Here is a 13,314-nt window from a genome sequence, read left to right as displayed (position 1 = left end):
TTAGAATAACTAAATCCGCATAAGCTTTTTAATCGAATCAAAACCAAACTTTTGCTCTCAACAATGATAAATAAAATCTGACATTGGCTATCAATAGTATAAGAGAAGAGATCTAAAAAAAGAGAGTTTTAACTTCTAAAAAATCTAAAATCTGCTTTATGTAATCTGTATTCTTTTGTTATCTTTGCACACTTAAAAATCAGTATATAATGGCCTTATCAGAACAAGAAATAATCCGTAGAGAAAAACTTCAAGCATTACGCAACTTAGGGATCAATCCTTATCCTGCCAATCTTTTCCCAGTTAACCATACTTCAAAGCAAATAAAAGAAACCTTTGAAGAAGGTAAGAAAGTGATTGTTGCCGGACGTTTAATGAGTGTGAGAGATCAAGGAAAAGCTTGTTTTGCTGAATTACAAGACAGCGAAGGACGTATTCAACTCTACGTAAACCGAGATGTTTTATGCGAAGGCGACGATAAAACATTATACAACCAAGTATTCAAAAAACTAACCGACTTAGGTGACTTTATCGGTATCGAAGGAGAATTATTTACCACACAAGTAGGTGCAAAATGTATTCGAGTAAGTGGTTTTACGTTTTTGAGTAAAACATTACGCCCGTTACCATTACCAAAAGTAGATGAAGACGGAAAAGTATTTGATGCTTTTACAGATGCTGAACTACGTTACCGTATGCGTTATGTAGATCTAACCGTTAACCCTCAAGTTAAAGAAACATTCATCAAGCGTACAAAATTATTCACGGCTATGCGTGGTTATTTCAACAACGCAGGATATCTTGAAGTTGACACTCCTGTTTTACAATCGATTCCAGGAGGAGCTTCGGCTAGACCTTTTATCACGCATCACAATTCACTAGACATTCCGTTGTATATGCGTATTGCGAATGAATTATATTTAAAAAGACTGATTGTTGGTGGATTTGAAGGTGTATATGAGTTCTCTAGAAACTTCCGTAACGAGGGAATGGACAGAACTCATAATCCAGAATTTACTGCAATGGAAATATACGTAGCCTATAAAGACTACAACTGGATGATGGATTTTGCCGAAGGTTTATTAGAGCATTGTGCCATTGCTGTAAATGGTACAAGCGAAGTTACTTTTGGTGAACATAAAATCAATTTCAAAGCACCTTATGCTCGTGTAACCATGACCGATTCTATCAAACATTTTACAGGTTTTGATATTTCTGGAAAAACAGAACAAGAGTTGTTTGAAGCTGCCAAAGGTATGGGAATCGAGGTTGACGCCACTATGGGTAAAGGAAAATTGATTGATGAGATTTTTGGAGCAAAATGTGAAGGAAATTATATTCAACCAACTTTCATTACTGATTATCCAAAAGAAATGTCTCCGCTTTGTAAAGAGCACCGCGACAATCCGGACTTGACAGAACGTTTTGAATTAATGGTTTGCGGTAAAGAAATTGCCAATGCCTATTCAGAATTGAATGACCCAATTGATCAACGTGAACGTTTTGAAGACCAAATGCGTTTAGCTGCAAAAGGTGATGATGAAGCAAACGGAATCATAGACGAAGATTTCTTAAGAGCCCTTGAGTACGGTATGCCTCCTACTTCTGGAATGGGTATTGGAATGGATCGTTTGATTATGTTTTTAACAAACAATCCTTCTATTCAGGAAGTTTTATTGTTCCCTCAAATGCGTCCAGAGAAAAAACAAACCATTGAGCTTTCTGACGAAGAAAAATTCATTGTTGATTTGCTTACCAAAAATGAAAATAAAATGGATTTAACGCAGCTAAAAATCTCTGCTAATTTGAGCGGTAAAAAATGGGATGCTTCTATGAAAAACTTATCAAAACACGGTTTAACAAAAGTTGTTGTTGACGGTGATAGCAAAATGGTAGAATTAGTAGAGTAATATTCTATTTTGCCTATATAAACTAAAAAAGGAACTCGTATTGAGTTCCTTTTGTGTATATATCAAAAATTATTTCTTATTCTTATTATAATTTGCGTCTGGCAAATAATACAACCAGCCAAAACCAATCAAAAATAAAAACAATGAGGCTATAAAGGCAGGTATTAAAATTTCGGTATTATTTTCTAATGCATTATTTAAAGCAGTATATAATAACCAAATCTGTATGGCTACATTCAAGATCAAAACAAATATCAATGTAGATAAAATAACATTAAGTTTATTGGGATTGGCACTATTTTGTCCTCTTCTAAAAGTACTCATATTTTCTTATTTTACTGTAATTAAACGCTATGCTCTTCTTTAGTCTTAACGAAGCTTTTTACAAAGACATCATCGCCTTTAAAAAAAACTTCAAGACTCGGCAAATCTCTTGGTGGCGGTCCTGCCAATACTTCTCCAGTTTTAGCATCAAAAGAACCTTCGTGACAAGGGCAGTGAATAATTCCTGTTCCTGGTTTGTAAAAAACAGAACACGATAAGTGTGTACACTTTTGCTCATAAGCCTTAAAATCGCCATTTTCTAGATGAATCAAAATATACGGAATTGTACTTCCTTCGATTACAAAACCTCTAGTACCACCTACTGGAACTTCATTTTTTTTGCATATAAAATGTTCCCCTTGTACTTCCTCTTTAGGCATCAAATATGCTTTGGCAGCTACTAAGCCACTACCCACAACTAATCCTCCAGAAACAAGAGTCAAGAATTTTGCAAAATCTCGTCTATTAACGTGAGTTGCTTGTAGTTTTTCGTATGGAAAATCTTTTTTCCAGTTTTCTTTAAGATTATCTTCTTTTTTCATGAAGTCATTTTTAAAAAATTCTCAATTCTTTGCTTCCCTTTGGCATCATAATATTGACTTTAGTATTAACAATTTCTTCGCCAAAAATAAATGAATTTACAGGAGAACTATTAGGTCGCATTTCTTCGATTTCGTCTTTGGTTCCATAAAACAAAGCCCCACTCGGACAAACTGTTGCGCACATTGGTTTTTTTCCAACACTAGTTCGATCATAACACATGGTGCATTTCATCATCAAATCAAAGGATTCTTCTTTTTTAGGGACCCCAAAAGGGCAAGCCATAACACAGTTAGAACAACCTATACAACGCTCTGTATTTGCCGTATGCACAATACCAAATTCATCTTGCGAAATTGCATCAGCGGGACAAACATTGGCACAAACGGGATCTTCACAATGCATACAAACCTGAACTGTTGTTTGAACAGTAGTGGCACGATCTACATAATTGACATGTATCATCGTTTCCTGCCCGTTTGTTTCACATTCGGCACAAGCCATTTCGCAGGCTTTACAACCAATGCAACGTTGCATATCTACAAAAAATTCTTCGTGTTTATTATAATTTGTATAATTCATATGTACACATTAATTCATTAAACACTTGCAAAAGCTGTTGATTCACTTGGCGGAGGAGCTATCTCTCTCAAGGGTTCTAATTTACAAGCGCAAACTTTGAATTCCGGTATTTTAGAAATAGGATCTAAAGTTCCGATGGTTAACTGATTGGCTGATTTTTTTCCAGACCAATGATAAGGTATAAAAACGGTATCCTCTCGAATGGTTTCGACTATATTAGCTGGAAAAACTCCTTCGCCTCTTCGGGTTGCAACACGAACCAATTCTCTTTGTTTGATTCCGTACTGTTTAGCCATAGTGGGATGAATCTCTAGCAACGGCTCAGGAAACTGATCGACCAATTTACCAATTCTTCGGGTTTGAGTACCACTTAAATATTGTGACACTACACGCCCTGTGGTTAAAACTACAGGATATTCCTCATCGGTAACTTCGCCTGGTAATTTATACGGAGCTGGGTTAAAATGAGCCTTCCCATCAGGGGTTTTAAACTTTCTATCTTCCCACAAACGAGGAGTTCCTGGATGATCTTCTGTTGGACATGGCCAGAAAACTCCCATTTCTTCCTCAACTCGTTTATAGGTTATTCCGTTATAATCTGCAGTTCCCCCTTTTGATGCAATTCGTAATTCATTAAAAATGGCTTCACTATTATCGTAAGTAAAACGTTTTTTTTCGCCTAATCTTCTAGCCAAATCCAATATAATAGAAGTATCTGTACGTGCATCTCCTGGTGGAGTTACAGCTTGACGAATACGAATTACTCTTCCTTCTGCCGAAGTTGTAGTTCCATCTTCCTCTTCCTGTAAAGATCCAGGCAAAATAATATCGGCATGTCTAGCTGTTTCGTTTAAGAAAAAGTCGATGCAAACGTAAAATTCGAGTTTTTCTAATGCCTCACGAACATAATTACTGTTTGGCAAAGAAACCAACGGATTAAAACAAATTGAGATTAATCCTCTAATTTCTCCTCTGTGAATCGCTTCTATAATTTCATAGGCCGAAAGCCCTTTTCCTGGTAAATCTTTTTCATCTATCCCCCAAACACCAGCAATATATTTTCGATGCTCTGGATTTTCGATATCTCTATTCCCTGGCAATTGATCGCATTTATGACCGTGTTCACGACCACCTTGTCCGTTTCCTTGTCCTGTAATTGTACCGTAACCACAATATGGTTTTCCTATTCGTCCAGTTGCCAATACCAAATTGATACAGCCCAAGACATTATCAACTCCTTTTGAGTGATGCTCTATTCCTCGTGCATGCAAAAGGAAACTGGTTTTGGCTTTGCCCCACAATTCGGCAGCCGCTTTTATCTTTTCTTTCTTGATTCCGGTAATTTCTTCAGCCCATTCTAAAGTATAATCCTTAACAGAGTCTAAGGTTTCGACAAATCCCGAAGTATGATTGTCTATAAAATCATGATCGAGCATATCATGATCTGCTAAATATTTTAGCATTGCCCCATACAAAGCTGAATCTGTACCGGGTTTTACGTCTAGATGAATATCTGCAGTTCTTGCCAACGGAATTAATCTTGGATCTACTACAATCAATTTAGCACCTCTATCTCTAGCTTTCCAAATCCAATGGGTCAAAGTTGGGAAAGTTTCACTGATATTTGCACCAGCAACAATTATTACTTCGGCATATTCGAGATCTGAATAATTATTGGAAGCTCTATCTAAACCAAAAGCTTTTTTATTACCCGCTCCCGCACTTACCATACACAAACGTCCATTATAATCTAAGTTTTTGGTTTTTAAAGCCACACGAGCAAATTTTCCAACCAAATAACTTTTTTCATTCGTTAACGATACACCAGAGAGCATTGCAAATGCATCATGGCCGTATTTTAATTGAATTCTATTGATTTCGGTAATCACTTTATTCATCGAATCATCCCATGAAGTTGGAACGAAACCTTGTCCTTCGACTCTTTTCAAAGGGCTTAACAATCTATCTGGATGGTTGTTTTGCAAATAACGCTGTACTCCTTTTGGACATAATCTTCCTTCGTTGAATGGGAATTCCATCCAAGGATCAAAACCAACGACTTTATTTTCTTTTACCAATAATTTAATGCCGCATTGCATTCCGCAAAAACAACAATGCGTGTCTACTATTTTATCGGGTTCATCTCTACCTTCAAAACCTTCTTTGGGGCTATAATTTTTGTGTGGTCCAAAAAGTTTTACAATATTCTCAGCCGAAACAGGTAATTTTGCCATGTCTTCTCTTTTAAATTTAGTTTTTGATTTAAAAACAACTTAGAAAATTTATCCAAATAAATTTCCGCCTTCTTGTCTTGCTCTTAAATGTGCTTGTGCCAAACGAGAACGTTTCCCTTCTGGGCTCAAATCCAGATGAGAAGTTCCATCTGGTCTATCAAAATTAAATCCTAACTCTTTCGTTAATTCTTTCAAATCATCAACATGCAATTGAGTAGTAAACTCAGATCCTGTATGCTCACAAACAGCCATCCCTCTTTTGATTCCTTCTCTTTTATAAATGTGAGCTGCTATTTGAGCTGGACGCTGAATAATATGAAAAAATTTTCCAAATGGAATCCAGATTAAAAACATAATTACTGTTACGGCGTGTAAAACAGCCATAAAATCGAAAGCAAATCCCTTCATGAATTGATACGAATAGGTTAAAAACAATCCAGTTACCGAAATCGCTATCAATAAAATAAGTGGCAATAAATCGCCTTCGAACGATTGAGTCGCTATCAATCCAGGGTTTGTTAATCGTCTTCTCAGATAATAAACCGACCCAATAATTACCAACCATGACGACCAATTGAGGGCATGAAATGTTAAAAAAGCTATTACAGAGCCTAATTGAAATTCGAAAACCTTAAATCCAAAAAAATGCGCTTCATAAACCGAAATAGAATCAGCTGCAAGTGTAAAGTGAATCCAACCAAAGGTTAATGGAAAAGTAATAGCAAAAGCAGACATACATCCTACTGCGATACAAAAGTGGGCTATCCAACGGTATTTTCCCCTTGGATAAATAAATTTTTGAAATGCGATGTTTTCTATAGTTTCTTTTCCCAAAAACAAAAAATGGTTAAACACTTTTCCGGTAAACAAAAAATACATACTTCGTTTGAAATACAACCAAGTTGGCGGTCTTTGTAACCAAACAGAATATCGGTAAACTATTCCAAAAAAAGCAAATACGGTTCCAAATAAGTAAGTAACCAATGCGGCATCAAAATTTTGCAATTTTCTAGAACCATAAAACACCAACACTATCATCAAAACTGACAATGCTGTTGCTATGAGTAACGCTTTGGTATTGAATTTTTTGTCTTTCATCTGTTCTATATTAAACTGAGTTGCTGTACAACCCACACTAACTTAACAATTAACTCTCTTTATCCGCTTCAACCCTAAACACAAAACTAAGAAAAAATACGTAGCTATTTTACGTAAGCTGGATAATATCATATATATTAACAAAAACACATTTTTTGGTCAATAATAAGCATTACATTAAATTTTTCTTGTTTTTTCTATCAATATCTTTGGCAATTTCTGGTAATTTTTCTTTGGTCATTTTTACAATAACGCGATGCATCCAAATCAGGCAAACTAAAGATAGTGTCAAAATAAAAAGCCATGAACTAGTCCAAAATCCAGTAAACGAAAGTAGATACCCAAAAACAATAGGACCGATGAACCCTCCTAAACCACCAATCATTCCAACCATACCTCCAATAACTCCAACTTGAGTAGGGAAATATTCAGGTATATGTTTGTACACAGCAGCAGCTCCAATTCCCCAACAAGCTCCAATTAAAATCACCAAAACCAAATACACCCACATATTCGCTTCAAAATTTATTTTGGTAATTCCTTTGGCAATTAATTCTTTTTTGTGAACAGCCTGATTCTCTTTGACTACAACTTCTTGCCAACTGGTTTTAGAAGGCAAAAACTGACTAGTTTCAGCCTCAATATCTTTGGGTTGAATTTGATAATCTGTTTCGCCAACAACAATTTTGGAAGGAGTAACCAGAGTAACTGTTCCTGCTTTTTTGGCAATCATTCCTTCTCCAGAAGTCACAATATACATTTTAGGGAATAGCAATAGAAAACTCAAAACCACAGAACTACCCAAAACCCAATACATGACTTTTCTAGCACCAAATTTATCCGAAAGATAACCTCCAAATGCTCTAATTACTCCAGCTGGTAAACTAAAACAAGAAGTAAATATTCCTCCTAAAATTAAAGATGTTCCATAGACATTCATAAAATTAGGCAATAACCACTGTGAAAAAGACACAAAAGAACCAAACACTAAAAAGTAATACGTACCAAATCGCCAAACACGAATTTCTTTAAGTGGTTCTAAGAATTCTTTGGCTGTTTTGGGTTTGGCATCAACTTTTTTGGTTTTTGAAAAAAGGACAAAAATAATTCCCATTACTAACAGAATAGCACCATAAAGCACTGGCAACCATTTCCACCCATTTATTGGATCCGATTCTGAAAAATACTCAAGTAAACTTGGGGCTATAAAAGGAGTAATTGAGGCACCAGCATTTCCCATACCAAAAATCCCAAGTGCTCTTCCTTGCCATTCTTTTGGATACCAAAGTGAAGTATAAGCAACTCCCACAGCAAAACCAGTACCCACCATCCCAAACAAAAAACTCAAAATTGCAAACATCCAAAAATTGGTAGCAAAGGGTAGTAAAAAAAGTGGAATTGATGCTAAAATTAACAATGCAGAGAATACGATGCGCCCCCCAAATTTATCTGTCAAAATCCCCATTGGTAGTCTCATAATAGACCCTGTTAGTACTGGAATACCTAACAACCACCCTATTTGAACCATGCTCCAATTGAAAATCCCTTGATCTACCAAAAAGGTAACAAGAACACCATTTAAAGTCCAACAACCAAAACAAACTGTAAAAGCGAGCGTGTTTAAAAAAAGGATTCTATGAGATTTTGATAAATTGTCCATGCTTTTTGTGATTTAATCTTGTCCTATAAATATAATAAATTAAGGCCTCATACAAGGCCTTTTGAATGATACAAAACTAAGAAAAAGCACTTAAGTATTTATACTTAAACAAATAAAATAACAATATTTAATTTTCTTGATTGAATAACAACATTTTAAAAAAAATGCAATTCTTTAATTTATTCAAAATTATTGAAACTTAAAAATCTGAGGATTTACATTGATCATTAGCCAGGCCCAATTGTTGGTATGATCAACATCGCCAGATTTTACTCTTTGTAAAGTATCGGTTCCAAACATTTGTGAGTATCCTCCTTGAACGCTTACGTATTTATAAACAGCATAAGAAAAGGTTAAATCTATTTCGGTCCCCAAATAGTTATTCATTTTTTGGCCATTTAAATCGATAACGGTATTGGCAGCACTAAAAAAATGAGGCAATAAATTAATTTTCAACTTATCGATTGAATAACCAAAATTCAGGTAAGCATCTTGTAAACCTACAGTGTTTTTATAATTTCCTACATAAAAATAGTCCATATAGCCATTAAAAGCATGATTGGTTCCAAAAAGAGGGTTAAACGATTTAACATCAGTACTCAAATCATTTTGACTTTTACCAGATACAAATTCATATCCTAGTCCCGTTTTGAATCTATCGGTAACTGCATAATTAAAGCTAAGGGCTGCATTAAAAGCACTAACAGTATTGGTATTACTTTGGCCAGTTTGACCGTAAAACCATCCATTACATTCCCACTTAGTATTTTTGGAGTCAAAATAGGTTCCAAAGGTTTGCATATAATCTACCTTTAAATCTGGTATAGGTGTTGGGATCGGATCTGGCAATTTATTTTCGTAACCTGTATTCAAAAACAAAAAACTGGCGTTCAGCTTACCAAAAGCAGTATGAAACCATGCATATTGCATTGTCTTATAAGTTGAAACAGTATAAGGAGTAGCAATATCAGTTTCGGAATTGGCATTATAGGCCAATGCAACATCTAGCTGGTTTTTATTATCTTTAAAAGACACCAAAGCAGCATCATGGCTTTGTCCTTGTTGTGCCCAATCGATTTCTCCAAGAATACGTTGATTGTCATACGACATTACTTGACGACCTAATCGAGTACTCCATTTTTCATTAAAATTGTATTGCGCCCAAGCCTCAAAAATCTGGATTCCATTTACATCCGATTTTGTGTTTGTTACCACATCTCCCCAAACACGAATATTTTGAAAGGTTAATTTGGTAACCAACTTATCGTCTAACTTAAAATTTACCCCTAAGCGTGTTCTATTGGATACAAATTGAGCTGCTGTCTCACCATACGGAATTGGAGAATGGTAACCATTTCTAAATTCATAACGAGGTCTAATTTGTAAATTGACATCAAACTCTTGAGCAAAAGCACTCCCACAGAGTATTAAAAAAAATCCAATACTCATTTTTTTGAAATTATTCATAAGCTAAATTTTTAATTAATTTTGGCAGCTTCTTCCTTAATTTTTTCGATGGTAGGATCAGAATTTACACCCAATCCTTCTTGTTGATACACCAACTCCCCTTCGGTATTAAAGACACTAATTATGTTGGAGTGTGAAAAATCTATAGGAGATATTTTTTTATAATTGACTGCTAAAACAGCTGCAAATTCTCTAGTGTTTTCTTCGCTGGAACGCAAAAATTCCCATTGATCACTGTCCATTTTATTGGCAATTGCAAACTCTTTTAATCTTTTTGGTGTATCTACTTCTGGATCGATACTTACCAAAATAAGTTTAACGTCACTTTTTATCGAACTAGGCAGGCGTTTTTCTATATTTCGCATATCGGCAACCAAACGAGGACAAGCCGCTTTGCAGGAAGTATAAATCATAACCATCACGAGTACTTTACCTCTTAGATCCTTCATTTCGATATTTTGACCGTTTTGATTGGTCCATTTTGAAGGCAAATTATAAATAGATAAATCCGATATTGGTTTGTCGTTTGTCGCTTTTTCTTTTTTTTGGCAGCTTCCTAAACTAAATAGGAATAACAACATAAAAACTGCTGGTAGCATTGTTTTCATTTTTAAAAGAAAACGATTGTTTTTATAAATAGGTAGAAATTTCATTACGTTCGATTTTAATTAGCTCACGATGGCTTTCTTTAATCTTGTGCACATCGGAAACCTAAATTTTTAGTGGTATAATTTGCTTTAAGGCTTGCTCTAAAAGCATATCTCATAAAGGCTGCATAGTTCATTAAATCGGTAGCGTTTACAGATCCGCTTCCGCAAAAGAGATTTTTATCGGTATCTTTATCTTTTCTTGATTCACCAGAAAGAAAAATACTGTTGAAGTCCGAAGTCCATTCCCAAACCAATCCATGCATATCATAAACCCCCCAATAATTCTTAAAAGTTTGTCCTACTGGATTGGTATATGTTTTAGATTTTTCATACCAAGACAGGATAAACTTATTGAATTCTTCTTTGGTACGAGCATCGCTACGTTTTTCATCGGCCATTGCCACAAACTCCCATTCATCCATTGTAGGCAAACGCTTTCCTTGACATTCGCAATATTTTTTGGCGGCAAACCAAGACACGTTAGTTACAGGACTATTGCTTAGAACAGAACCGTAATTAAAATCACTTGTCCATTGATTGAGATAACTTTTATCGGCAAATAGCCCTTTTATTTTGGAACGGCTATATGCTGGGTATTTTTTTACAAATTGAAGAAACTGTGCATTGGTAACAGGATAAATATCAATCTTAAAAGGATCTATCTTGACTGGTTTTTCAGTAGTGGCTCCATAAAGAGGGACAAAACTTCCTCCGCTTATCGTAACCATTTTAGTTTCTTGAGCATAAAAAGTTCCCCCTATGAAGATGAGTATTAAAAAAAATTTTTTGAGTAGAAACATAGGGAGAGACTTTTTAAAAAAATTAATAATTATTTTCTTTGAGCTTTTACCATTGCTGGTGTTATTACCTTTTTTGCATTCCCCCAACTAGCATAAACATACGTTAATACATCTGCAATTTGTTGGTCTGTTAATGCTTGTGGTGGCATAGCCATTTTGTATTTTTTACCATTTACGGTAAGTTTCCCTGGTGAACCCTTGATTACTTGTTGAATACTAAGATTTACATTAGCATTTAAATAATCTGATTTTGCCAGTGGTGGGAACGCATTAGGAACTCCAGCTCCATTTGCTTGATGACAGGCTATACAGGTTTTGGTATATACGCTTTTTCCTTTATTTACATCTTGACTAAACCCTTTGAAGCATAATCCAATCAATGCTATTCCCAAAATATAAGTTTTCATTACTTGATTTATTTTTTTTTAAATTATTTTTAATTTTATTTTCCTCTTTCAGCTTTTACCATAGCTGGTGTAATTACTTTTTTACTATTTCCCCAACTGTTATAGACATAGGTCAATACGTCTGCCACTTCCTCATCAGATAAATTTTGACTTGGCATCACACTATTAATTTTTTTGCCATTTACGGTAATTTCACCGCTTAAACCTCTAATTACAGTATGAATGGCTCTATTTGGATCAGCATTTAAGTAGTCTGATTTTGCCAATGGAGGGAAAGCATTTGGCACCCCTTGCCCTTCTGACTGATGACAGGCAAAACAAGTAGTTCCATAGATGGCTTTACCAGCTTTAATTTGTTCCGGAAGTGATTTTGCAACTACTGGTTTAGCAGCAACTTTTTCAGCAGGCATAGTTTGGATAGTTCCTCCTTCTGGCAAATAAATACCTTCTTGAGTAGTACCTGAATAGATTTTTTTACTCTCTTTACCTTCAACTTTAAGCATTCCCAATGCTCCTTTATTGAAAGCTCTAAAAATAGAGTGATCTACTAAAATGAATGTTCCAGGAACCTCAACTTTCATTTCAACAATGGCAGCACCTCCTGCAGGAATCAATGTTGTTTGTACGTTTTTATTAATAAGATCTCCACCTTCAACATGAACTTTATCAAAAATTTCTCCAATTACATGGAAAGAAGACACCAATCCTGGACCACCATTTCCGATATAAAGACGAACTGTTTCACCCACTTTTGCTGTTAAGGCATTATCTCCAGAAATTCCTCCAACTTTACCATTAAACACTACATAATCTGGTTTCTCTTCTACAGCTTTATTCATATCAAATGGTTGTAAACCTTGTGCTCCATAAGCACCTTTGGTATAAAAATCACCCTGCATTACGTAATATTCTCTATCCACAGGTGGTAATCCTCCTTCTGGTTCTACCAAAATTAGCCCATACATCCCGTTAGCAATATGCATCCCAACGGGTGCAGTTGCACAGTGATACACATACAAACCAGGATTTAAAGTCTTGAAATTAAACACTTTTTCGTGTCCTGGAGCAACCACAGAAGAAGCAGCCCCTCCCCCTTCACCAGTTACAGCATGCAAATCTATATTGTGAGGTAATTTATTATCTGGATGGTTTTTTAAATGAAATTCGACCTCATCGCCAGCTCTTGTTCTAATAAAACTTCCAGGAACTGTACCTCCAAATGTCCAATACAAATATTTGGTACCGTCCATCATTTCTCCTTCTTCCTCTTTAATTTCCATATTGACAAACAATCGCATTGCGGGTCTATCACCTACTGGTTTAGGGACAAATGGTGGAGCAGTGAGTTCAGCTTCTTTTTGGCCTTCCATTTTTACATCCTGATAATAATCAGCATTTTTTTCTTCATCTTTATGACCACAAGAAAAGAAACTTACAGCAATAAGCAGCATAAAAATACTGACTGTAAGTGGATAACAAAGTTTGAGTCTTTTTTTCATAGTTTTTTTAGTTTAAAAGTGATATTTAATTAAGGATAATTTTATCTTTTATTTATAATGTAAAATTAAAAACTACTTACTTGAAAAAGAATGATAAAAGTCATGTTCTTTAACCTTTATTTAAGAATTTCATTCTTATGTCA

Annotated in this window: 12 protein-coding genes; 1 reads left to right on the top strand and 11 read right to left on the bottom strand. The window is 35.2% G+C overall.

Going from position 1 to position 13,314, the window contains the following annotated elements; translation table 11 throughout:
• Nucleotides 1-209 precede the first annotated feature (209 nt).
• Entirely contained in the window at nucleotides 210-1,910 is a 1,701-nt protein-coding gene (gene lysS / locus ABEB18_RS06940) for a lysine--tRNA ligase (RefSeq protein ID WP_348798474.1), read from the top strand.
• A 69-nt stretch (nucleotides 1,911-1,979) separates the two neighbouring features.
• Here the strand turns inward: lysS and ABEB18_RS06935 are convergent, their stop codons facing one another.
• The 11 genes from ABEB18_RS06935 to nirK form a co-directional block, all read right to left on the bottom strand.
• Nucleotides 1,980-2,234, bottom strand: coding sequence for a DUF6755 family protein (locus ABEB18_RS06935; RefSeq protein ID WP_348798473.1), 255 nt, complete (start codon nucleotides 2,232-2,234; stop codon nucleotides 1,980-1,982).
• A 20-nt stretch (nucleotides 2,235-2,254) separates the two neighbouring features.
• Entirely contained in the window at nucleotides 2,255-2,776 is a 522-nt protein-coding gene (locus tag ABEB18_RS06930; RefSeq protein ID WP_348798472.1) for a Rieske (2Fe-2S) protein, read from the bottom strand.
• Nucleotides 2,777-2,786: 10 nt separating this feature from the next.
• Complete coding sequence (locus ABEB18_RS06925) at nucleotides 2,787-3,356, bottom strand: 4Fe-4S dicluster domain-containing protein (RefSeq protein WP_348798471.1); 570 nt, start codon at nucleotides 3,354-3,356, stop codon at nucleotides 2,787-2,789.
• 17 nt (nucleotides 3,357-3,373) lie between these two features.
• Complete coding sequence (locus ABEB18_RS06920; RefSeq protein WP_348798469.1) at nucleotides 3,374-5,590, bottom strand: molybdopterin oxidoreductase family protein; 2,217 nt, start codon at nucleotides 5,588-5,590, stop codon at nucleotides 3,374-3,376.
• Between the two features lie 48 nt (nucleotides 5,591-5,638).
• Nucleotides 5,639-6,688, bottom strand: coding sequence for an MFS transporter (locus ABEB18_RS06915; RefSeq protein WP_348798467.1), 1,050 nt, complete (start codon nucleotides 6,686-6,688; stop codon nucleotides 5,639-5,641).
• A 172-nt stretch (nucleotides 6,689-6,860) separates the two neighbouring features.
• Nucleotides 6,861-8,348: an MFS transporter gene (locus tag ABEB18_RS06910; RefSeq protein WP_348798466.1), complete on the bottom strand. Its 1,488-nt coding sequence runs from the start codon at nucleotides 8,346-8,348 to the stop codon at nucleotides 6,861-6,863.
• Between the two features lie 189 nt (nucleotides 8,349-8,537).
• Complete coding sequence (locus tag ABEB18_RS06905) at nucleotides 8,538-9,815, bottom strand: alginate export family protein (RefSeq protein WP_348798464.1); 1,278 nt, start codon at nucleotides 9,813-9,815, stop codon at nucleotides 8,538-8,540.
• Between the two features lie 11 nt (nucleotides 9,816-9,826).
• On the bottom strand, nucleotides 9,827-10,396 hold the full coding sequence (locus ABEB18_RS06900; protein WP_348798724.1) for an SCO family protein: 570 nt from the start codon (nucleotides 10,394-10,396) through the stop codon (nucleotides 9,827-9,829).
• Nucleotides 10,397-10,503: 107 nt separating this feature from the next.
• On the bottom strand, nucleotides 10,504-11,265 hold the full coding sequence (locus ABEB18_RS06895; protein WP_348798462.1) for a formylglycine-generating enzyme family protein: 762 nt from the start codon (nucleotides 11,263-11,265) through the stop codon (nucleotides 10,504-10,506).
• A gap of 29 nt (nucleotides 11,266-11,294) precedes the next feature.
• The gene (locus ABEB18_RS06890; RefSeq protein WP_348798461.1) at nucleotides 11,295-11,672 is read right to left on the bottom strand and encodes a c-type cytochrome; all 378 of its coding nucleotides are present in this window, start codon (nucleotides 11,670-11,672) and stop codon (nucleotides 11,295-11,297) included.
• Between the two features lie 35 nt (nucleotides 11,673-11,707).
• Nucleotides 11,708-13,171 (bottom strand): copper-containing nitrite reductase, encoded by a 1,464-nt coding sequence (nirK, locus tag ABEB18_RS06885; RefSeq protein ID WP_348798460.1) that lies wholly within the window; start codon nucleotides 13,169-13,171, stop codon nucleotides 11,708-11,710.
• Between the last annotated feature and the right edge of the window lie 143 nt (nucleotides 13,172-13,314).

The sequence above is a fragment of the Flavobacterium adhaerens genome, assembly GCF_040045115.1.
Lineage (GTDB): Bacteria > Bacteroidota > Bacteroidia > Flavobacteriales > Flavobacteriaceae > Flavobacterium > Flavobacterium adhaerens.
Note: the sequence above shows the minus strand (reverse complement) of the source record. Positions and strands in the feature narration are given on the sequence as shown.

Excerpts from the sequence above, each read along its gene's own strand:
- ABEB18_RS06895 (WP_348798462.1), bottom strand. The coding sequence starts at position 11,265 with ATGTTTCTACTCAAAAAATTTTTTTTAATACTCATCTTCATAGGGGGA.
- ABEB18_RS06910 (WP_348798466.1), bottom strand. The coding sequence starts at position 8,348 with ATGGACAATTTATCAAAATCTCATAGAATCCTTTTTTTAAACACGCTC.
- ABEB18_RS06905 (WP_348798464.1), bottom strand. The coding sequence starts at position 9,815 with ATGAATAATTTCAAAAAAATGAGTATTGGATTTTTTTTAATACTCTGT.
- ABEB18_RS06890 (WP_348798461.1), bottom strand. The coding sequence starts at position 11,672 with ATGAAAACTTATATTTTGGGAATAGCATTGATTGGATTATGCTTCAAA.
- nirK (WP_348798460.1), bottom strand. The coding sequence starts at position 13,171 with ATGAAAAAAAGACTCAAACTTTGTTATCCACTTACAGTCAGTATTTTT.
- ABEB18_RS06925 (WP_348798471.1), bottom strand. The coding sequence starts at position 3,356 with ATGAATTATACAAATTATAATAAACACGAAGAATTTTTTGTAGATATG.
- ABEB18_RS06930 (WP_348798472.1), bottom strand. The coding sequence starts at position 2,776 with ATGAAAAAAGAAGATAATCTTAAAGAAAACTGGAAAAAAGATTTTCCA.
- ABEB18_RS06915 (WP_348798467.1), bottom strand. The coding sequence starts at position 6,688 with ATGAAAGACAAAAAATTCAATACCAAAGCGTTACTCATAGCAACAGCA.
- ABEB18_RS06920 (WP_348798469.1), bottom strand. The coding sequence starts at position 5,590 with ATGGCAAAATTACCTGTTTCGGCTGAGAATATTGTAAAACTTTTTGGA.
- ABEB18_RS06935 (WP_348798473.1), bottom strand. The coding sequence starts at position 2,234 with ATGAGTACTTTTAGAAGAGGACAAAATAGTGCCAATCCCAATAAACTT.
- ABEB18_RS06900 (WP_348798724.1), bottom strand. The coding sequence starts at position 10,396 with ATGTTGTTATTCCTATTTAGTTTAGGAAGCTGCCAAAAAAAAGAAAAA.
- lysS (WP_348798474.1), top strand. The coding sequence starts at position 210 with ATGGCCTTATCAGAACAAGAAATAATCCGTAGAGAAAAACTTCAAGCA.